General features: G+C 66.2%; 16 protein-coding genes, 1 tRNA gene, 1 pseudogene and 2 riboswitches. Of the genes and pseudogenes, 14 read left to right on the forward strand and 4 right to left on the reverse strand.

Going from position 1 to position 20,123, the window contains the following annotated elements; translation table 11 throughout:
• The first annotated feature begins 16 nt into the window (after positions 1-16).
• The 5 genes from BO1_RS60625 to BO1_RS29375 all read left to right on the forward strand — a co-directional run bounded on the left by BO1_RS60625 (position 17) and on the right by BO1_RS29375 (position 2,568).
• Positions 17-661: an HGGxSTG domain-containing protein gene (locus BO1_RS60625; RefSeq protein WP_174490614.1), complete on the forward strand. Its 645-nt coding sequence runs from the start codon at positions 17-19 to the stop codon at positions 659-661.
• 139 nt (positions 662-800) lie between these two features.
• Positions 801-1,382: a recombinase family protein gene (locus BO1_RS29360; protein WP_028220604.1), complete on the forward strand. Its 582-nt coding sequence runs from the start codon at positions 801-803 to the stop codon at positions 1,380-1,382.
• A gap of 63 nt (positions 1,383-1,445) precedes the next feature.
• Positions 1,446-1,619, forward strand: coding sequence for a hypothetical protein (locus BO1_RS59535; protein ID WP_156992447.1), 174 nt, complete (start codon positions 1,446-1,448; stop codon positions 1,617-1,619).
• 200 nt (positions 1,620-1,819) lie between these two features.
• Entirely contained in the window at positions 1,820-2,101 is a 282-nt protein-coding gene (locus BO1_RS58035; RefSeq protein WP_084688256.1) for a pyocin activator PrtN family protein, read from the forward strand.
• 242 nt (positions 2,102-2,343) lie between these two features.
• Positions 2,344-2,568 carry a hypothetical protein gene (locus tag BO1_RS29375; RefSeq protein ID WP_043287092.1) on the forward strand — a complete coding sequence of 75 codons (225 nt, stop codon included), beginning with the start codon at positions 2,344-2,346 and terminating at the stop codon, positions 2,566-2,568.
• 94 nt (positions 2,569-2,662) lie between these two features.
• Here BO1_RS29375 and BO1_RS29380 read toward each other — a convergent pair.
• A tRNA-Arg gene (locus tag BO1_RS29380) sits at positions 2,663-2,738 on the reverse strand.
• A gap of 352 nt (positions 2,739-3,090) precedes the next feature.
• Here BO1_RS29380 and BO1_RS29385 point away from each other — a divergent pair.
• Positions 3,091-3,999 carry a c-type cytochrome gene (locus BO1_RS29385; RefSeq protein ID WP_028220607.1) on the forward strand — a complete coding sequence of 303 codons (909 nt, stop codon included), beginning with the start codon at positions 3,091-3,093 and terminating at the stop codon, positions 3,997-3,999.
• A 119-nt stretch (positions 4,000-4,118) separates the two neighbouring features.
• Here BO1_RS29385 and BO1_RS29390 read toward each other — a convergent pair whose 3' ends face one another.
• On the reverse strand, positions 4,119-6,209 hold the full coding sequence (locus BO1_RS29390) for a UvrD-helicase domain-containing protein (protein WP_028220608.1): 2,091 nt from the start codon (positions 6,207-6,209) through the stop codon (positions 4,119-4,121).
• Positions 6,210-6,603: 394 nt separating this feature from the next.
• Between BO1_RS29390 and BO1_RS29395 the strand changes: the two genes are divergently transcribed.
• The 8 genes from BO1_RS29395 (at position 6,604) to BO1_RS29430 (ending at position 18,138) form a co-directional block, all read left to right on the forward strand.
• On the forward strand, positions 6,604-7,653 hold the full coding sequence (locus tag BO1_RS29395) for an oxidoreductase (RefSeq protein ID WP_028220609.1): 1,050 nt from the start codon (positions 6,604-6,606) through the stop codon (positions 7,651-7,653).
• A gap of 253 nt (positions 7,654-7,906) precedes the next feature.
• Positions 7,907-8,272 carry a hypothetical protein gene (locus BO1_RS29400; protein WP_028220610.1) on the forward strand — a complete coding sequence of 122 codons (366 nt, stop codon included), beginning with the start codon at positions 7,907-7,909 and terminating at the stop codon, positions 8,270-8,272.
• A gap of 75 nt (positions 8,273-8,347) precedes the next feature.
• A riboswitch (glycine riboswitch) is annotated at positions 8,348-8,463 on the forward strand.
• 48 nt (positions 8,464-8,511) lie between these two features.
• Positions 8,512-8,652, forward strand: a riboswitch (glycine riboswitch).
• Between the two features lie 89 nt (positions 8,653-8,741).
• The gene (gene gcvT, locus BO1_RS29405; protein WP_028220611.1) at positions 8,742-9,860 is read left to right on the forward strand and encodes a glycine cleavage system aminomethyltransferase GcvT; all 1,119 of its coding nucleotides are present in this window, start codon (positions 8,742-8,744) and stop codon (positions 9,858-9,860) included.
• Positions 9,861-9,929: 69 nt separating this feature from the next.
• Positions 9,930-10,310: a glycine cleavage system protein GcvH gene (gene gcvH, locus BO1_RS29410; protein WP_028220612.1), complete on the forward strand. Its 381-nt coding sequence runs from the start codon at positions 9,930-9,932 to the stop codon at positions 10,308-10,310.
• A 78-nt stretch (positions 10,311-10,388) separates the two neighbouring features.
• Complete coding sequence (gene gcvP / locus BO1_RS29415; protein ID WP_028220613.1) at positions 10,389-13,352, forward strand: aminomethyl-transferring glycine dehydrogenase; 2,964 nt, start codon at positions 10,389-10,391, stop codon at positions 13,350-13,352.
• A 383-nt stretch (positions 13,353-13,735) separates the two neighbouring features.
• The gene (locus BO1_RS29420) at positions 13,736-14,782 is read left to right on the forward strand and encodes an alginate lyase family protein (protein ID WP_043287099.1); all 1,047 of its coding nucleotides are present in this window, start codon (positions 13,736-13,738) and stop codon (positions 14,780-14,782) included.
• 89 nt (positions 14,783-14,871) lie between these two features.
• Positions 14,872-16,260, forward strand: coding sequence for an L-serine ammonia-lyase (locus BO1_RS29425; protein ID WP_028220615.1), 1,389 nt, complete (start codon positions 14,872-14,874; stop codon positions 16,258-16,260).
• Between the two features lie 153 nt (positions 16,261-16,413).
• The gene (locus BO1_RS29430) at positions 16,414-18,138 is read left to right on the forward strand and encodes a thiamine pyrophosphate-binding protein (protein WP_028220616.1); all 1,725 of its coding nucleotides are present in this window, start codon (positions 16,414-16,416) and stop codon (positions 18,136-18,138) included.
• A gap of 121 nt (positions 18,139-18,259) precedes the next feature.
• Here the strand turns inward: BO1_RS29430 and BO1_RS29435 are convergent, their stop codons facing one another.
• Both BO1_RS29435 and BO1_RS29440 read right to left on the reverse strand, forming a co-directional pair.
• On the reverse strand, positions 18,260-19,408 hold the full coding sequence (locus tag BO1_RS29435; RefSeq protein ID WP_028220617.1) for a branched-chain amino acid ABC transporter substrate-binding protein: 1,149 nt from the start codon (positions 19,406-19,408) through the stop codon (positions 18,260-18,262).
• 92 nt (positions 19,409-19,500) lie between these two features.
• Positions 19,501-20,123 (reverse strand): annotated as a pseudogene (locus BO1_RS29440) (trifunctional transcriptional regulator/proline dehydrogenase/L-glutamate gamma-semialdehyde dehydrogenase); the annotation flags it as partial.

A 20,123-nucleotide genomic window follows, 5' to 3' on the forward strand; every position in this document is an offset into this window, starting at 1 on the left:
GAGAATTTGATAGACAGTGACTAAGAAAGATGGCAATTCTGCGGTGATACCCCATGACGCGCCCGCGCGCGACAAAAACCGTTGCGGCGCAACGAAGCGCGACGGCGGCGCATGCGGGGCGCCCGCTGTAAAAGGTGGTGATCGGTGCAAGCTGCACGGCGGCAAATCGACCGGGGCGAAGACGGGCGCAGGCAAAGCGAGGCGCAATGCAGCGGCGACCAAGCACGGTATCTATGCTGATGGCTTCACGTCTGAAGAAGTGCGCATGCTGGGTGCCGTACATGACCGCGTAGGCTCGATAGACGGCGAGCTTACCGCGTTGCGTATTCAGTTCCGTCGAATCCTGCTGGCGCAGCAGCGGGCGTTTCAGGGCGATCCGCACGGCTTGGAGCTAATCAAGCGGCACGACCGGGAGGCGAGCGAGTACGGCCCAGGCGATGAGGAAGTAAAAGAGCGCGTCGATTACGACGCCAAGCTAGACCGCTGTGCGGGCCGCATTGGAATGTTGGAAAAGACGCGGGCAGAACTGTTGACGGCCCAACTGGATCGCGACTCGAAGCGGGGTGGCGATGATGGCCCGGTGACGGAATTCGAGGTGCATATCGTGACCGCCGAGAACGTCCACCTGTATTCGGGTGACGCTGACAGCGAGGACGAATGAACGTCTTTGCACTGTGCTAAACCGAGCGAATTTGCACAGGCCTGGTTGAGATGTGCGAAATATAGCTTGACGCTGTTTCGCACAGCGCCTAAGATTCGCACATCGGTTCCGCACATGTGGAGCCAAACCGGAGCCAAGAATGAGCCGCACCTTTGCCTACTGCCGAGTATCGACCGCAGACCAAACGACAGAAAACCAAGCTCGCGAGATTCGCGCGGCAGGATTCTCGATTGACGATAAGCGAATCGTAAGCGAAACGGTTTCAGGCAGTGTGAGCGCAAAGGACCGGGCGGGCTTCGCAAAGCTGCTTGACCGCCTGGAGTCGGGCGACGTGCTGATTGTCACGAAGTTAGATCGGCTTGGGCGTAACGCGATGGACGTGCGCGCAACGGTCGAGAACCTGGCCGCCATGGGCGTGCGCGTCCATTGCCTGGCGCTTGGGGGCGTCGATCTGACGAGTGCGGCGGGCAAGATGACGATGCAAGTGCTTTCCGCCGTCGCTGAGTTCGAGCGCGACCTGTTGATTGAGCGCACGCAGTCTGGCTTGCAGCGCGCGAGGGATGAAGGCGTAGAGATTGGCCGACCATCGGCGCTGTCGGATGCAAAGCAAGCCGAGGTGCTGGAAAAGCTGGCCCAGGGCATGAGCATTTCCGAGCTTGCCAGAATTTATGACGTGAGCCGCAGAACCATTCACCGCATACGCGACACGGCGGCGAAGTAACGAACAGGCTGGACCGATGCCGGGACGGAATTCCGGCAACTAACTAATAGAGGAATCGACAAAATGACCTACCAAAATCCGACCCAAGCGCCCGTCTACGGACAAATCCTGCGTGCCAAGAATCAATTTGATGCGATGCTATCCACCGTCAAGCCGGAGGATATGGCGGCGGTGCTAGAAGGCTTCACGCGTCAGCTTTCGGACCGCCTGTTTCTAGGTCAGGCGCCCACGGCTTGACCCACAGCAGAGCGCAACAGAAAACGCCTCGCCATCGTGCGGGGCTTTTCCCGTTGCGTGCTGTAAATGGTGGGGAATCGAACCGTTTCAGTAGGGCTTCTAGCCTTTTTTCGGCGGAACGAATATCAGCACGGTAGCGGTTCTCAAAAAGCGCAAGCGTAGCGCTTAGACTCGCACTTTTTGATCTTGCGAGGATTGATATGCAGACTCTTTTTTTGCTTCTTGCGCAGTTCGATGGGCGCGCAGTAATCCCGCTTAGCGAGGTGCAGAAGGCATTTTTCCCGCACCTCGAAGAAAACAAGCTGCTGTTGAAAATCAATCGCGGGGAAATCGCGTTGCCGGTGATGCGCGCCGAACGCTCCCAAAAAGCCGCGCGAGGGGTTCACGTCAATGATTTGGCAGAATACATAGACACACAGCGCGCCGCAGCGGTGAAGGAGCGCGATCAGCTTTGCGGCCTGGGCAACCATAGACGCCCATAGCGAGGGGGACTGAGATGATTAACGACAGTTGCAAATGCTCTGTGTGCGGGTCTACTGGCCGTCGCATGGCAATGGTCTACGCGGCTGGCACGCGTACCGGGGGCGGCGGATTCGCGTCTATCTCGATGCGTCACCCGTTTAGCGGCTTGCGCGTCGGCACGGGTGGCGGGACTAGCCGCAGCCATTTGACAGCAGCATGCGCGCCGCCGTCCGCATCTGCGCGGGGCGGTTTCCAGTGGGCGATGCTTACGATGATCGCCGCAGTGATTGCGGCCACAGCGGCGGGCGTCGGCGAGAGCTATCTCTGGTGTGCCGTTTTCATCCTGGCGGGCGGCGTATTGTCGGCTGCGCTGTTTGTGCGGGCGTGCGGAAGTTCGCGCAAACAGGATGCGGAGCATGCGCAACGCATGGCCGAGTATGGGCGCAAATGGCTTTGCTCGCGCTGCGGAAATGTGTGGATTGTTTGAGTGAATGCGGAAACGAATTTCCGTACAAATTCCGTACACACGGAAAAGCAGAGGCACCCTCTACTCGCAAGTGCTTGATATTTCGTGGAATTTTTGGCGCGCCCGGCTGGGATCGAACCAGCAACCCCTGCCTTCGGAGGGCAGTACTCTATCCATTGAGCTACGGGCGCGTTGAGAAGCAGATACTGCCGCCAACCCCAGGAAAACAGGGGGAAGCAGCATCGCAGTGAGACCGAGAGAATACCCGGTTTCGATGACGGCGTCCACCGCGCGGCCCTTGCCGGCGCGCCCGGCGCCAACTACCGCCAGCGCACGATCGACCCGCGCATCAGACGATCCGCCACCATTTACGACTACGCCCGCCGCTGCGCCGCACCACTTCGGGTAAACGCCCGCTGAAGAGCCCCCGCGCGCGGCAACCGGGCGCGAAACCTTGCGTCTATAATCGTCCGTGATCTATCGCAAGGCTGTTGCCGTCCTGCTGTACCGCTCACCACAATACCAACGGGAGACGAGACAAGCATGAGCGAAGCACCCCACGGAGCCCCGATCAAAACGCCCGGCCAGCTGATCGCCGCTGTCATCGCCGGGTTTGCCGTCCCCATCGTCTGCTGTATTCTGCTCGCCAACTACGTCAACAACACGACGCGCACGGGCGCGGGCACCGACGAGCTTTCCGCACAGCAGGTCGCCGAGCGCATCGCGCCGATCGCCCAGGTGTCGGTGCACGACGCCAACGCGCCGCGCGTCTACAAGACGGGCGAGCAAGTCTATCAGGCCGTCTGCTCCGCGTGTCACGCGAGCGGCGCCGCGGGCGCGCCCAAGTTCGGCAATTCCGGCGACTGGGCGCCGCGCATCTCCCAGGGCTTCGACACGCTCTGGAAAACGGCGCTGTCCGGCAAAGGAGCGATGCCCCCGCGCGGCGGCACGAGTCCCGACGACTACAGCGACTACGAAATCGGCCGCGCGGTCGTCTACATGGCCGACCATGGCGGCGCGAGCTTCCAGGATCCGCCCCAGCCCGCGCCGGGCGCCGCGCAAGCCGCGTCGGCAGCGGCGGGCGCTGCGCCTGCGTCGGGCGCCGACGCATCCGCCAGCGCACAGGCCGCGGCCGCAGCCGCTGCCATCGCCGCGATTCCGCAGGCGTCCTCCGCGCCGGCGGCGGGCGGCGCCACCCAGAGCGCCGACGCCTCGCAGGCGGGCAAGGAGCTCTACGAGCAGGTCTGCCAGGCCTGCCACGCGGCGGGCGTGCTCGGCGCGCCGAAGTTCGGCAACAAGGACGACTGGGCGCCGCGCCTGAAAGATCCGATGGACAAGATCTACAACTACGCGCTGCACGGCAAGGGCCAGATGCCGCCCAAGGGCGGTTCGAGCGCCCCCGACGACCAGGTCAAGGCCGCCGTCGACTACATGGTGAGCGCGGCGAAGTAAGCGCACGCGCACGTGGCGTCGGTGCACGGAAAGCACCACAAGGCACAAAAGGCAAAGGGCTGCATCGCGAGATGCAGCCCTTTTTATTTGCCACGTAGCGAGCGCCGCCGCGCGTGCGCTCAGCCCTTTTGCAGCAACGCCTTCAGGCTCGCGAGGCGGTCCTTCGGCGACATCGGCGCTTCTTCGGGCGTCGGCGGCGGCGCATCGTCCAGTCCCATCTCGGGGATGAAGCGCGACGCCTCGCACACCACCGTCTCGCGCGCCCGCTTGCGCTTCTTGCACCAGTTCAGATGCAGACTGCGCTGCGCGCGCGTGATCGCCACATACATGAGTCGGCGCTCTTCCTCGATGCGCGCGTCGTCGATCACGTCGTCTTCCGAGCCGCCGCGGTGGGGCATGATCCCCTCTTCCACGCCGACCAGGAACACGTGCGGATACTCCAGCCCCTTCGACGCGTGCACGGTCGAAAGCCGCACCGCGTCCGGGTCTTCGTCCTTGCCTTCGAGCATCGACATCAGCGCGACGGTCTGGATCAGGCCCATCAGGTTCTTGCCGGTGTCGGCGAGGCCGTCAGCGTTGTCGTAGCCGGTGGCTTCGCTGTCCTCGCCGATTTCCTGCTCCGGCTTCGTGCCCTTGCGCTTGAGCCATTCGAGGAACTCCAGCACGTTCTGCCATTTCGACTGCGCCTGGCGCTCGTCGAAAGCATCGTAGAGGTAGGCCTCGTAGTGGATCGCTTCCATGAGGTCATCGAGCACGACCGTTGCCGGGTCCTTGTGCGCACGCTCGGCAAGCCGCTGCATGAAGTCGCAGAACACGCGCATCGGCTCGACCTGGCGCGCCGAGAGCCGCGCCTCGATGCCACCCATGTAGACCGCTTCGAACAGCGACACCTTCGCCTGCCCCGCGAACGAGCCGAGTGCTTCGAGCGTGGTGTTGCCCACCCCGCGGCGCGGCGTGGTGATCGCGCGGATGAACGCGGGATCGTCGTCGTGGTTGGCGATCAGGCGCAGGTACGCGCAGATGTCCTTGATCTCGGCCTTGTCGAAGAACGACTGGCCGCCTGAGAGCACATAGGGAATGCGCTCGCGGCGCAGCACCTGCTCGAAGATGCGCGCCTGGAAGTTGCCGCGATAAAGAATCGCGTAGTCGCGGAACTGCGCGCGGCGCTCGAACTTGTGCGAGGAGAGGCGGAACACCACCGACTCGGCCTCGTGCTCTTCGTCGTTGCAGGGCGTGACGGTGATGGTGTCGCCCATGCCGTGCTCGGACCAGAGCTTCTTCTCGAAGAGTTTCGGATTGTTGGCGATGACGTTGTTCGCCGCCGTGAGGATGCGCACCGTCGAGCGGTAGTTCTGCTCGAGCTTGATCACATGCAGCTTTGGATAGTCCTTGCCGAGCTGCGCGAGATTCTCGATCGTGGCGCCGCGCCAGCCGTAGATGGCCTGGTCGTCGTCGCCCACGGCCGTGAACGCGGCGCGCGGGCCCGCCAGCAGCTTGAGCAGCTCGTACTGGCAGGTGTTGGTGTCCTGGTACTCGTCGATCAGCAGGTAGCGCAGCTTGTTCTGCCACCGCTCGCGCACTTGCTCGTTCTTCGCGAAGAGCTCGGTCGGCAGGCGGATCAGGTCGTCGAAATCCACGGCCTGGTAGGCGTGCAGCGTCGCCACGTAGTTGCGGTAGACGATCGCGGCCTGATGCTCGTCCTCGTTCGAAGCGGTTGCGAGCGCCTCTTCGGGCATCACGAGACCGTTCTTCCAGAGCGAGATGATCGACTGGATCTTGCGGATGAAGCCCTTGTCGGTCGAGCCCACCTGCTCCTGAATCATCGCGAAGCAGTCGTCGGAGTCCATGATCGAGAACTGGGGCTTGAGCCCCAGGTGCTCGGCCTCCTGGCGCAGGATCTGCACGCCCAGTGAGTGGAACGTGCAGACGGTGAGCTGGTTGGTCGGCACCTTGCGGCCTTCCTTGCCGGGCGTGGTGAGCGTCTTGCCTTCGAGCAGCTTGCCCACGCGCTCGCGCATTTCGGCGGCGGCCTTGTTGGTGAAGGTGACGGCCGCGATATGGCGCGGCTCGAAGCCTTTCGCTTCGATCAGGTGCGCGATCTTCTGCGTGATCACACGCGTCTTGCCGCTGCCCGCGCCGGCGAGCACGAGACAGGGACCGTCGAGATAGCGCACCGCTTCGCTTTGGGCGGGATTCAGGCCTGCGGACATCGTTGCTGGATTGGAAAATCGGGTGGTACGGCTGGGAAGCGTGCGGTTCTGATGACGCTGCGGCTTCGGGGGATGATCGACGAAGCGCGGCTGGCCGCACGGCGCGAGGCGCGCGTAACAACGCTGCGGCCTCTCACGCGAGAGCTGCGATGTTAACACGAGGCGGCTGCGCGCCGATGCGGCCCCGACGTCATCCACCGGCTCGCCCCACCAACACGGCACTCAATCAAGGCGGCCCCCCGCATCACGCCTGCGTCCACGCCATCTGTCCCCTGCCTCCGCCACGCCTGGCCCGTGCAACGCGCCAGCCACGCGTGCCACAATGGCGGGCTCCCGTCACCCGCGGCGACGGCTCGCGCCGCGCCGCCTCATTGCTGGAAAGAGGACGCGCTTCATGACTGCACCGCTGCAAATCGGCCTGATGGGCTATGGCTTCGCCGGCCAGACCTTCCACGCACCCGTGATCGCCCATAGCGGCGCGGCCACGCTCGCCGCCATCGCGACGAGCCAGGCCGAGCGCGCACAGGCCGACTATCCCGATGCCGCGATCGTCCCCGACCTCGACGCCCTGCTCTCGCTCGACGCGATCGAATGCGTGGTGATCGCCACGCCCAACGACACGCACTACGCGCTCGCGCGCCGCACGCTGGAGCGCGGCAAGCATGTGCTCGTCGACAAGCCGGTCACGCTCACGGCCGAGGAAGCAAGCACGCTCGCCGCTATCGCGAAGCAGCGCGGCCTCGTGTTCGCCCCGTTCCACAACCGCCGCTGGGACGGCGATTTCCTCACCGTGCGCGATTTGCTCGCGAACGGTGAGCTCGGCCGCGTCACGCACTACGAATCGCATTTCGACCGCTTCCGCCCGCAGGTGCGCCAGCGCTGGCGCGAGGACGCGACGCGCGGCGGCGGCCTGCTCTATGACCTCGGGCCGCATCTGATCGACCAGACGCTCGCCCTCTTCGGCACGCCCGAGTCGGTCACGGCGTTCGTCCACACGCGCCGCGACCACGCCACCGCGCCCGACTACGTGCACCTCGTGCTGCGCTACCCGGGCCACGATGCCGTGCTGCATGCGAGCGCACTGGCCGCGTTTGCGCCGCGCTTCGTCATCCATGGCACGCGCGGCAGCTATCTGAAGAACGGGCTCGATACGCAGGAAGATCAGCTCAAGGCGGGGTTGCGCCCGGGCCAGCCCGGTTTCGGCGACGGCAACGAGCCGGGCCGTCTGCACATGCTGGCTGACGACGGCACGGAAACCGGGCTCGAAGTACCCAACGCCGCCGGCAACTACGCGGATCTCTATCGCGCGCTCGCCGCCGCGATCTGCGATGGCGAGCCTTTCCCGGTGAGCCCGCAGGACGCCGTCGACGTGATGAGGATCATCGAGATCGCCACGCAGAGCGCCGCCGAAGGCCGCACGATCGCGTTCACGCGCGCGGCTTGATAACGGGCCCGCGCGAAACCTCGCGTTGGCGCGGTCGCGGGCGCTTCGCCCTGCGTTTAGCGCCCGCGTGCCGGCACCCCATGCACCTTGCATTTTCCCGACGCAATTGAAAGGTGTGAACAAATCGTTACAAGTGCATGCCGCGCCGCGGTCATCGGGTAGCGCGCGCGGCACGTTTGCCGACATACAACGCAAAAAAACCGAGCAACAACGACTAAAAGCTGCGACCAAAAGGAGAGTCTGAATGACCCGTTTGAACCGTGCCATCCGTTACGCCGCCGTCGGCGCGCTCGTCTCCACGCTCGCCGCATGCGTGGTCAACCCGCCCCCGCCGCCGCGTCCCGTGGTCGTGAACCCCGGCCCGAATCCGCATGAGGTGGCGGTGGACCGCCTGCATGAGATCGACGGCCGCATCGACAATCTGAGCCACCGCATCGACATGCGCGTGAATCAGGGCTACTACCCGCCGCCCCAGGGCGCCGCGCTGCATCACCGCCTCGACACGATCCGCGGCGAAGCGCACGACATGGCGGCCCAGCACGGCGGCGGCCTCTCCGGCGACGAGCAGCACGTGTTGAACCAGGAGCTCGACACGGCGGCGCACGCCATCGGCGAGTAAATCGGCAACTGCGTCGGCAACCCCGCCCCCGATTTTTTCCGCATTGACACACCCGCCAAGCGTCGCGCACAATCGCTGCGCGCGCCGGGAGAGCGCGCCGTTTGTCGCACCCCGCCACCAGGCAGGTGCAACGCGCGGCGCCGCCGAAGGGGCAACCCACAAACTCTCAGGCAAAAGGACCGTGCGCGCCGGACCTCCGATTCGCCCGCTCGCGCTTGTGCGCCGCGTGTGACTTTCGAGTCCGAAACTCTGGAGAGCGGCAGTAGAACGGCTGGGCAAATATGCCCCGGACGTTCAGGCTGCCCACCGAAGGGGCGCGCGCCATGCAGCAGCATCAAGCACGGCGCAATCTCTCAGGTATCGAGGACAGAGGGGCCATGCAAGAACCGACCCCAGGCATAGTGCCTGTGGCGTTTCCTGCATGGCCTTTTTCGTTTTCGCGCGATTTATCGTGACCGCCTGAGGCCCCATGACCGAACTCAAACGCACCCCGCTGAACGACTCGCACCGCGCGCTCAATGCCCGCATGGTCGACTTCGGCGGCTGGGACATGCCCGTCAACTACGGCTCGCAGATCGACGAGCATCGCGCCGTGCGGACCGACGCCGGCATGTTCGACGTCTCGCACATGTGCGTGGTCGACTTCTCGGGCGCGAAGGCGCGCGAGTTCTTCTCCCGCGCGCTGGCCAACAACGTCGCCAAGCTCACGACGCCGGGCAAGGCGCTCTACTCGTGCATGCTGAACCCCGAAGGCGGCGTGATCGACGACCTGATCGTCTATTACTTCGCCGACGACGCATTCCGCACCGTGGTCAACGCGGGCACCGCCGAAAAAGACATCGCCTGGTTCGAGAAGCTCAACGCCGAAGGCGGCTTTGGCCTCACCATCACGCCGCGCCGCGATCTCGCGATCGTCGCCGTGCAGGGTCCGAACGCGCGCGAAAAGGTCTGGCAAGTCGCGCCCTCCTCGCGCAGCGCCACCGAACTCCTCAAGCCCTTTAACGCCGCGAAGATCGAAGCGTCGCCGTTCGGCGAGCTGATGGTCGCGCGCACGGGCTACACGGGCGAAGACGGCTTCGAAATCGTGCTGCCCGCCGCCGCCGTCTGCGAATTCTGGGACGCCCTGCAGCGCCAGGGCGTGAAGCCCTGCGGGCTCGGCGCGCGCGACACGCTGCGCCTCGAAGCGGGCATGAACCTCTACGGCCAGGACATGGACGACAACGTCTCGCCGCTCGACGCGGGCCTCGCCTGGACCGTCGACATGAAGGAGCCGCGCGAGTTCGTCGGCCGCCCCGTGCTCGAGGCGAACGGCTCGCGCATGGCCTTCGTCGGCCTGATCCTGCAGAAGGAAAACGGCAAGGCCGGCGGCGTGCTGCGCGCGCACCAGAAAGTGCTCACGCCGCACGGTGAGGGCGAAATCACGAGCGGCACGTTCTCGCCGACGATGCAGGAATCGATCGCCTTTGCGCGCGTGCCCCAGGGCGTGCAGCCGGGCGACGTCGTGCAGGTGCAGATCCGTGACAAGGCCCTGCCTGCAAGCGTGGTAAAACTGCCCTTCGTGCGCAACGGCAAGGTGCTCGTCGCCTGATCCTCGAGGATCCGAGCCGCGCACGCCCCCCTCTTTCAAGCCATAACGAACCACGCACTGGAGCAACCCATGAGCATCCCGGCCGATCTGAAATATACCGAATCGCACGAATGGATCCGCACCGAAGCCGACGGCACGTTGACCATCGGCATCACGGACCACGCACAAGAAGCGCTCGGCGACATCGTCTTCCTCGAGCTGCCCGATGCGGGCCGCGCCGTCGCCGCCGGCGACGCCGTTGCCGTGATCGAGTCGGTCAAGGCCGCCTCGGACATCTACGCACCGGTCGCGGGCGAGATCGTCGAATCGAATTCGGCGCTCGTCGACACGCCGGACCAGGTGAACGGCGCACCGTATGAGTCGTGGCTCTTCAAGATCAAGCCGGCCGCCGACGCCAAGTTCGACGCGCTGATCGACGCCGCCGCCTACGAAAAGGCCATCGGCGTTTAATACGCAGGCGAAATCGCCTTAACCAGACGGCGCGGCGGCACGTGCATTGCCCACGCCGCCGCGCCCGCAGGAAACCCTATGAAGCTCGAACACCCGGATCGTCTGATGAACACGCCGCTCTCGGCCCTTTCGCTCGCCGCACTCGAAGCGCACGACGCCTTCGCCGCCCGCCACATCGGGCCCGACCCGGCCGACCAGCAGGCGATGCTCGACACGCTCGGCTTCGCCTCGCGCGCCGCGCTGATCGATGCGGTCATTCCCGCCGCGATCCGCCGCAAGGACGCGCTGCCGCTCGGCCCCTTCGGCGAGCCGCGCTCGGAAGCCGAAGCGATCGCCGCGCTGCGCGCGCTCGCAGACAAGAACCAGGTGTTCCGCTCCTACATCGGGCAGGGCTACTACGACACGCACACGCCGGCCGTGATCCTGCGCAACGTGCTCGAAAACCCGGCCTGGTACACGGCTTACACGCCGTACCAGCCGGAAATCTCGCAGGGCCGCCTCGAAGCCCTGCTGAACTTCCAGCAGATGATCGTCGACCTGACGGGTCTCGCGATCTCGAACGCGTCGCTGCTCGACGAGGCCACCGCCGCCGCCGAAGCGATGACGCTCGTGCAGCGCGTCGGCAAGTCGAAGTCGAACGTGTTCTTCGTCGCCGACGACGTGCTGCCGCAAACCCTCGAAGTCGTGAAGACGCGCGCGAAGCCGATCGGCATCGAGGTGAAGGTCGGCCCCGCCGCTGAAGCCGCCAACGCAGGCGCCTTCGGCGTGCTGCTGCAATACCCGGGCGTGAACGGCGACGTGCGCGACTATCGCGAACTGGCGCAAGCCATCCACGCCGCGGGCGGCGCGGTGATCGCCGCGGCCGACCTGCTCGCGCTCACGATGCTCACGCCGCCGGGCGAATGGGGCGCCGATGTTGCCGTAGGCAACTCGCAGCGCTTCGGCGTGCCGATGGGCTTCGGCGGCCCGCACGCCGCGTACCTCGCGGTGAAGGACGAATTCAAGCGCCAGATGCCGGGCCGTCTCGTCGGCGTGACCGTCGACGCCCAGGGCAACCCGGCGCTGCGCCTCGCGCTGCAAACGCGCGAGCAGCACATCCGCCGGGAGAAGGCCACCTCGAACGTCTGCACGGCGCAGGCGCTGCTGGCCATCATGGCGAGCATGTACGCCGTCTATCACGGCCCGCAGGGCCTGAAGCGCATCGCGCAGCGCGTGAACCGCGTGGCCGCGATCCTGGCCGCGGGTGCGAAGCAGCTCGGCTACACGCTCGTGAACGAGTCGTTCTTCGACACGCTCACGTTCGAAGCCGGCGCGCGCACCCAGGCGCTGCGTGACGCGGCGCTCGCGCGCGGCATGAACCTGCGCCGCGTGAGCGAGACGCGCGTGGGCGTGTCCGTCGACGAAACCACCACGCGTGGCGATCTGGCCGATCTGCTTGCGGTGTTCGCGCAAGCCGCGTTTGCAAGCGCAGCACCCTCGGTCGACGCGCTCGACGCCGACCTCGCTGCACAGCAAGCGGTGACGTTCCCGGCCGCGCTCGTGCGCGAAAGCGCGTACCTCACGCATCCGATCTTCAACCGCCACCATTCGGAAACGGAAATGCTGCGCTACCTGCGCAGCCTCGCCGACAAGGACCTCGCGCTCGACCGCTCGATGATCCCGCTCGGCTCGTGCACGATGAAGCTCAACGCCACGTCGGAGATGCTGCCCGTCACGTGGCCCGAGTTCGGCCGCATCCACCCGTTCGCGCCCGCCGAGCAGACCGTCGGCTATCGCGAGATGGTCGACCAGCTCGAGCAGATGCTGGTGGCGGCCACGGGCTACGCCGCCGTCTCGCTGCAGCCGAACGCGGGCTCGCAGGGCGAGTACGCGGGCCTGCTCATCATCCACGCGTACCATGAGTCGCGCGGCGAAGGCCACCGCAACGTCTGCCTGATTCCCGCTTCGGCGCACGGCACCAACCCGGCTTCGGCGCAGATGGCCGGCATGCAGGTCGTGGTGGTCGCTTGCGACGCACAGGGCAACATCGATCTCACCGACCTCAAGGCCAAGGCCGAGCAGCACGCTGCCAAGCTCGCGGCGATCATGATCACCTACCCCTCGACGCACGGCGTGTTCGAAAGCAACGTGCGCGAAGTCTGCGAGATCGTGCACGCGCACGGCGGCCAGGTCTACGTGGATGGCGCCAACATGAACGCGATGGTGGGTCTCGCGGCCCCCGGCCAGTTCGGCGGCGACGTCTCGCACCTGAACCTGCACAAGACCTTCTGCATTCCGCACGGCGGCGGCGGCCCGGGCGTCGGCCCGGTGGCGGTGGGCGCGCACCTCGCGCAGTTCCTGCCGAACCAGCTTTCGTCGGGCTACAAACGCTCGTCCGACCTGGGCAACGGCATTGGCGCCGTCAGCTCGGCGCCTTACGGCTCGGCCTCGATCCTGCCGATCTCGTGGATGTACATCGCGATGATGGGCGCGGCCAACCTCACCGCCGCCACGGAAACCGCGATCCTCAACGCGAACTATGTCGCGAAGAAGCTGGCGCCCCACTTCCCGGTGCTCTACAGCGGCCCGGGCGGCCTCGTCGCGCACGAGTGCATTCTCGACCTGCGTCCCATCAAGGATTCGAGCGGCATCACCGTGGACGACGTCGCCAAGCGCCTGATGGACTATGGCTTCCACGCGCCCACCATGAGCTTCCCGGTGCCGGGCACGCTGATGGTCGAGCCGACCGAGTCGGAGTCGAAGGAGGAGCTCGACCGCTTCATCGACGCGATGGTTGCAATCCGTGAAGAAATCCGCGCCGTGGAAGACGGCCGCGCGGACAAGGAAGACAACCCGCTGCGTCATGCGCCGCACACGGCGGCGGTCGTGGTCGCCAACGACTGGAAGCACGCGTACTCGCGCGAGCAGGCCGCGTATCCGGTGGCGTCGCTCGTAGCGCAGAAGTACTGGCCGCCGGTCGGCCGCGCCGACAACGTCTACGGCGACCGCAACCTGTTCTGCTCGTGCGTGCCGATCGGCGAATACGCTGAACAAGGCGAATAAAACGCGCCCGATCGACCGGCCCAACCGGCCCGCACAGCCGCCGCGCGCTCCGCGAGGAGCCGCGGCGGCTTTTGCGCGCAGCACATTTGCCGCCGCAAACCCTCGCCAAACCGTTAACATCACACACCTGTCAGCCTTGAATCAGGGAGTCGCGCATGGCGCGGAAGGTGGGAACGGCCTTGGCTGGGCATGCCCCGGCGGCAACGCAGGCCAGGAAGGCCTCAGGTGCATTGGGTGCCTCAGTTGCATCAGGTGCCTCGAGTGCCTCGGGCCAGCACACGCGCGGCGGCGCACGCGTATTCGAAGCGGCGGCTGGGCCGAGGTCCGTTTCCGCGCGACGGCGCGGCAGCGCTCGTGCGCTCGCGACGGCCTGGCTCATCGGCATGAGCCTTGCGGGTCTGGGCACGGCGAATCTGGCCCATGCGGCCATGAACTTCTGCGCCGCGCCCGCCCTGCAGTCGAGCGAGCGCACCAATGCCGACCCGGGCGTGAAAGCGCTCGTGGCCGACGTGCAGGCGCACGTGAACGACGTGCCGCATCCGCTTGCGAAGCTGCATACGGAAGGCACGCTCCCGCACGAGGGCATCTACGACCAGAGCGTGGAAGCCGAGAAAGAGCTCGACCTGATGCGCAACGCGGCGCTCGCCTGGCGCGCCACGAGCGACGACCGCTATCTGAAGCTCGTCGACCGCTTTCTGCTCGCCTGGGTCACGACATATCAGCCGAGCTTCAACCCGATCGACGAAACGCGCTTCGAAGGGCTGATCCTCGCCTACGACATGACCGCGAGCGCGCTGCCCGTGAAGACGCGCAACGCCACGATGGTGTTCCTGAACAAGTTCGCGAACGGCTACATCAACGAGGTCGACGCGCAACCGCGTCCGCTCAAGGGCACGTTCGCGAACAACTGGCAGAGCCATCGGGTCAAACTGATAGCGATGACGGCGTTCACGCTCGACAACCGCAAGATGATTGCGGCGGCGCAGCGATTGTTCATCGAGCATATCGGCGACAACGTCGCGCCCGACGGCTCGACGCTCGACTTCACCGAGCGCGATGCGCTGCACTACGTGACCTACGACCTGCAGCCGCTCGTGACGGCCGCGCTCGCCGCGCGCCGCCACAACCGCAACTGGCTGCCCGAGCGGGCCGCCAATGGCGCCACGCTCGCGAGCGCGCTGAACTGGCTCACGCCCTATGCGATGGGCGAAAAAACGCACGAGGAGTTCGTGCATTCGAGCGTGCCGTTCGACGCCAAGCGCCGCGAAGCCGGGTTGCCCGGCTACAGCGGCGACTGGGACCCGAAGAACGCCGCCGAGCTGTATCACCTGGCCGCCCGACTGGACGGCCGCTATACGCCGATCGCGCTGCGTCTCGCGCCCACGCCGCCCGCGTGGCTGGCCGTCTGTCTGCCGTTGGCGGCGCGCTGAAAAGCGCGTCGCGGGTGCGGCAGCGGAGCGGGAAGCACAGCGCGCGCGGCACCCACTGAAACCGACTAGACGAAGCAGGAGCAGTACCCATGGCAGTAAGCGTTTTCGATCTCTTCAAAATCGGCATCGGGCCGTCGAGCTCGCACACGGTAGGGCCGATGCGCGCGGCGCTGATGTTCGCCGAAGGACTCGAGCGCGACGGACTGCTCGCGTCCACCGCCGCCGTGAAGGTCGAGCTGTACGGCTCGCTCGGCGCGACCGGCAAGGGCCACGGCACCGACCGCGGCGTGATGCTCGGCCTGATGGGCGACGCACCCGACACCGTCAACCCCGACACGATCTCCGAGCGCCTCGAAGCCGTGCGCGACTCGCGCCAGCTCGCGCTGCTCGGCAAACACCCGATCCCGTTCGTGCAAAAGGAGCACATCGCCTTCTATCGCCAGGCGCTGCCCGAGCATCCGAACGGCATGAAGCTGCGCGCGCTCGACGCCGCCGGCGCGACGCTGCGCGAGAGCACCTATCTCTCCGTGGGCGGCGGCTTCGTGGTCACCGCGGGCGCGGCCAACTCCAAGGTGCTGGGCGCCGTGCAGCAGCTGCCGCACCCGTTCCGCACGGGCGCCGAGTTGCTCGCGCTGTGCGAATCGACGGGCAAGAGCATTGCGCAGCTGATGCTCGAAAACGAGCGTGTCTGGCACAGCGACGAGCAAATCCGCTCGGGCCTCCTGCGCATCTGGGATGTGATGCAGTCGTGCGTCTCGCGTGGCTGCGGCATCAACAACCCCGACGCCGAGGGCACGCTGCCCGGACCGTTCCAGGTGAAGCGCCGCGCCGCGCAGCTCTATCGCGCACTCACCGGCAACCCCGAGCGCGCGCTGCAGGACCCGCTCTCGATGATCGACTGGATCAACCTCTACGCGATCGCCGTAAACGAGGAGAACGCCGCGGGCGGCCGCGTCGTGACCGCGCCTACCAACGGCGCCGCAGGCATCATCCCGGCCGTGCTGCACTACTACGTGCGCTTCACGCCGGGCGCCAACGAACAGGGCGTGATCGACTTCCTGCTCACGGCCGCCGCCATCGGCATTCTCTACAAGCTCAACGCGTCGATCTCGGGCGCCGAAGTGGGCTGCCAGGGCGAAGTGGGCGTGGCCTGCTCGATGGCCGCGGGCGCGCTCGCCGCCGTGCTGGGCGGCACGCCGCATCAGGTGGAGAACGCCGCCGAAATCGGCATGGAGCACAACCTCGGCCTCACCTGCGACCCGGTGGGCGGCATGGTGCAGATCCCCTGCATCGAGCGCAACGCCATGGCCTCGGTGAAGGCCGTGAACGCCGCGCGCATGGCGCTGCGCGGCGACGGCGCGCACTACGTCTCGCTCGACTCCGTCATCAAGACGATGCGCGAGACCGGCGCCGACATGAAGACGAAGTACAAGGAGACCTCGCGCGGCGGCCTCGCGGTGAACATCGTCGAGTGCTGATGTTCGGGCGCTGAGCGCGCATTGCTGAATGCGCGTCTCGCGCCGCGCGGGCGGTTCCGTTTGTGCTGCTTGTGTCGCTTGTGTCGCTTGTGTCGCACTGATTTGACGTAAATCGGACGTATTCACGTAACGAACGAAGGAGACTTGACCGTCATGCATCAGCCGAACGATTCAGCCCGCGTTTCTGATTCCGCGACCGTCACCGGCGCGCGCCTCGTCGTGGACGCGCTCGTCGCCAACGGCGTCGAGCGCGTGTTCTGCGTGCCCGGCGAGAGCTATCTCGCCGTGCTCGATTCGCTCTCGGACGAGACCGCGCGCATCGACACCATCGTGTGCCGCCATGAGGCGGCGGCGGCCAATATGGCGGAAGCGGTCGGCAAACTCACGGGCAAGCCCGGCATCGCGCTCGTGACGCGCGGACCGGGCGCGACTCACGCGGCGATCGGCGTGCACACGGCTTTTCAGGACTCCTCGCCGATGATCCTGCTGATCGGCCAGGTCGCGCGCGATCAGATGGACCGCGAAGCGTTCCAGGAGATCGACTACCGGCGCATGTTCGGGCAGATGGCGAAGTGGGTCGCGCAGATCGACGACGCGCGCCGCGTGCCCGAGTATCTGAGCCACGCGTTCCATATCGCGACCTCGGGGCGCCCCGGCCCGGTCGTGCTCGCACTGCCCGAGGACATGCTGAGCGGCGCGATTCCCGCATCGGAGGCACAGCACACGGCGCCCGCGGCGCAGCGCGTGCAGGCCTCGCCTTCGGCCGCGCAGATCGAGCAACTGCGCACGCTGCTCGCGAATGCGAAAAAGCCGTTCGTGATCGCGGGCGGCCACGGCTGGACGCGCGAGGCGTGCGCGGACCTGCAGCGCTTCATCGAGAACTGGCAATTGCCGGTGGGCCTCGCGTTCCGCTTCCAGGACACGCTCAGCAACGACCATCCGAACTATGCGGGCGACGTGGGCCTCGGCATCAATCCGGCGCTGGCCGCGCGCATCCGCGAAGCCGACGTGCTACTTGCGCTCGGCCCGCGTCTCGGTGAAGCCACGACGGGCGGCTACGCGCTGCTCGACATCCCGAAGACGAAGCAGACGCTCATCCACGTGCATCAAGGCGCGGAGGAGCTGGGCCGCGTCTATGCCGCCGATCTGCCGATCGTCTCGGGCCTGCCCGAGATCGCGGCGCAACTCGCGGCGCTGCCTGCGCCCGCCGCGCCCGCGTGGGCGGGCTCCGCGCAGGCCGCGCACGATGCGTATCTTTCGTGGCGCGAGCCGCGCCCGATGCCCGGCGACGTGCAACTGGGCGAAGTCATGCAGCAGTTGCGCGCGCGCCTGCCCGACGACGCGATCGTCACGAACGGCGCGGGCAATTACGCGACGTGGCTGCATCGCCACTTTGCGTACCGCAATTTCCGCTCGCAGCTCGCGCCCACCAGCGGCGCGATGGGCTACGGCGTGCCTGCCGCGATTGCGGCGAAGTCGATGTACCCGGAACGCGCCGTGGTCGCGCTCGCCGGCGACGGCTGCTTCATGATGTCCGCGCCCGAACTGGCGACGGCGATGCAATACGGTCTCGCGGTCGTGTTCATCGTCGTGAACAACGGGCATTACGGCACGATCCGCATGCACCAGGAGCGCAACTATCCGGAGCGCGTGCACGGCACGCAACTGACGAACCCCGACTTCGCGGCGTTCGCGCAGTCGTTCGGCGCGCACGGCGAAGTCGTGACGGCAACGGCGCAATTCGCGCCGGCGCTCGAGCGCGCGCTCAATGCGGGCAAGCCGGCGCTGATCGAGATCCGCGTGACGAAGGAGGCGAGCACACCCGCCGCCACGCTCGAGCAGGTTCGCGAGCAGGGCCGCAAGGCGCGCGGCCAGTGAGTCACGAGTAGTCCTGATCAAGCTCACCTTCGAAGGTGAGCGTCCAAACAAAAGCCCCGCAGGTTTTTAAGGCCTGCGGGGTTTTTTCACATCAACTGCCTGTCAACTGCGAGTGAGCGGCTTACTTGCCACCCACGCTCTGCAGCGTCGTCCACTTGCCGTCGACCACCTTGTACAGCGTGATGCCGCCGTTCTTCAGGTCGCCCTTCGAGTCGTATGCGAGATCCTTCGTCGTCACGGCCGGCATGCTGGTCTTCGCGAGGAACGGCAGATACTTCGCCGGGTCCGTCGAGTTTGCCGCCTTCATGGCCGCGAACATCGCCATCGCGCCGTCGTAGGCGTACGGCGAGTAGGTCTGGACGTCTTCGCCAAAGCGCTTCTTGTACTTCGCGACATAGGCGCTGCCGCCCGGCATTTCGTCCATCGGCAGGCCGGCGAGCGATGCCACCGTGCCGTTCGCCGCGTCACCCGCGATCTTCAGGAAAGTCGGCGTGTGCACCATTTCGCCGCCCATCAGCGGGGCCGTGATACCCAACGACTTCATCTGCTTGACCATCGGGCCGGCTTGCGAATCGGCGCCGCCGTAGTAGATCAGGTCCGGCTTCTGCGCCTTCAGCTTGGTCAAGATCGACTTGAAGTCCACGGCCTTGTCGTTCGTGTACTCGCGGTCGATGATCGTGCCGCCCGCGTCCTTCGCGGCCTTCGCGAACTGGTCGGCGAGACCCTGGCCGTAGGCCGTGCGGTCGTCAACCACCGCGATCTTCTTCATGCCCAGGTTCTTCACCGCGAACGTGCCCGCGACCGAACCTTGCTGCGTGTCCGAGGTCATCATGCGGAACGTCGTCTTGAAGCCTTGCTGCGTGTATTCCGGCGCCGTCGCCATCGCGATTTCGGGGATGCCCGCATTCGCGTAAATGCGCGAGGCCGGAATCGTCGTGCCCGAGTTGAAGTGGCCGAGCATGCCCTTGATGCCGTCGTCCACGAGCTTTTGCGCGACCGTCGTGCCCGTGCGCGGGTCGGCCTGGTCGTCGGCTGCATCCAGCACGAAGTGCACCGGCTTGCCGCCGATCACCGGCTTGGTCGCGTTCATGTCTTCGACCGCGAGCGTGATGCCGTTCTGGAAGTCCTTGCCGTAGTGCGCCTGTGCGCCCGTCATCGGGCCGGCGAAACCAATCTTGACATCCTCTGCCTGCTGCGCATGTGCAGTCCCCGCCAGCGACAGTGCGGCAACCAGCGTCGCGCCTGCCAGCTGTTTCATCGTGTGTTGCATGTTTTCTCCTTGCTACCTGGTATCGAATGAGCGGCTTGAGCTCGTGACTTGCCGCTTCCTTGTCCTGAGACGGTCGACAGTATCGCTTTTGGTCAGCCGATCGTCATCAGGTTTGCATTGCCGCCTGCCGCGGCGGTGTTCACGCTGACCGAACGCTCCGTGAGCAGACGTTCGAGTGCGTAATCTTCGTCGCCGTTGGCAAGCGCATGCGCTGCCACGCCCTGCACCGAGACGATCGGGCCGCCTCGCTTGGCCACTTCCTTCACGAGGCCGAGCAGTTCGTCGCTGTCGCCTTCGAAGAGCACGGCGTCGAATTCGGCATCGGCGCTCTTCTTCACCGCGACGTGCGCCTTGAGCGCCGCCGGCAGCGCGTTCACGAGCGCCTCGCCGGCCGCGCCCTGGAACAATGCGCGGTTGCCCGTGGCCAGCACGACGGCGAGCTGCGCACGCGCGCCCGTCGGCGTGGAGGCCACGCACAGCACCGTGCCGCGCGCCGAAAGCGTGTAGGTATTGCGCTCACCCGTCGGCCCCGGCAGCACAGCCGTTGCGCCCGCAAGCACGTATTGCAGATAGCCGTCGCAGCGCGCGGCGAGCGCCGGCTCACGCTCGGCGATGAGCCAGTCGCGCAACGCGGTGAGCGTCGCGTGCGTCGAGAGCGGCGCGCGCTTGTCGGCGGCGTCTTCCTGCGGCGCATCCACCACGAGCGCCTTCGAGA

The sequence above is a fragment of the Paraburkholderia oxyphila NBRC 105797 genome (assembly GCF_000685075.1).
GTDB lineage: Bacteria > Pseudomonadota > Gammaproteobacteria > Burkholderiales > Burkholderiaceae > Paraburkholderia > Paraburkholderia oxyphila.

Coding starts and splice junctions, on each gene's coding strand:
- BO1_RS29360 (WP_028220604.1), top strand. CDS start 801: ATGAGCCGCACCTTTGCCTACTGCCGAGTATCGACCGCAGACCAAACG.
- BO1_RS59535 (WP_156992447.1), top strand. CDS start 1,446: ATGACCTACCAAAATCCGACCCAAGCGCCCGTCTACGGACAAATCCTG.
- BO1_RS58035 (WP_084688256.1), top strand. CDS start 1,820: ATGCAGACTCTTTTTTTGCTTCTTGCGCAGTTCGATGGGCGCGCAGTA.
- BO1_RS29375 (WP_043287092.1), top strand. CDS start 2,344: ATGCTTACGATGATCGCCGCAGTGATTGCGGCCACAGCGGCGGGCGTC.
- BO1_RS29385 (WP_028220607.1), top strand. CDS start 3,091: ATGAGCGAAGCACCCCACGGAGCCCCGATCAAAACGCCCGGCCAGCTG.
- BO1_RS29390 (WP_028220608.1), bottom strand. CDS start 6,209: ATGTCCGCAGGCCTGAATCCCGCCCAAAGCGAAGCGGTGCGCTATCTC.
- BO1_RS29395 (WP_028220609.1), top strand. CDS start 6,604: ATGACTGCACCGCTGCAAATCGGCCTGATGGGCTATGGCTTCGCCGGC.
- gcvT (WP_028220611.1), top strand. CDS start 8,742: ATGACCGAACTCAAACGCACCCCGCTGAACGACTCGCACCGCGCGCTC.
- gcvH (WP_028220612.1), top strand. CDS start 9,930: ATGAGCATCCCGGCCGATCTGAAATATACCGAATCGCACGAATGGATC.
- gcvP (WP_028220613.1), top strand. CDS start 10,389: ATGAAGCTCGAACACCCGGATCGTCTGATGAACACGCCGCTCTCGGCC.
- BO1_RS29420 (WP_043287099.1), top strand. CDS start 13,736: ATGAGCCTTGCGGGTCTGGGCACGGCGAATCTGGCCCATGCGGCCATG.
- BO1_RS29425 (WP_028220615.1), top strand. CDS start 14,872: ATGGCAGTAAGCGTTTTCGATCTCTTCAAAATCGGCATCGGGCCGTCG.
- BO1_RS29430 (WP_028220616.1), top strand. CDS start 16,414: ATGCATCAGCCGAACGATTCAGCCCGCGTTTCTGATTCCGCGACCGTC.
- BO1_RS29435 (WP_028220617.1), bottom strand. CDS start 19,408: ATGCAACACACGATGAAACAGCTGGCAGGCGCGACGCTGGTTGCCGCA.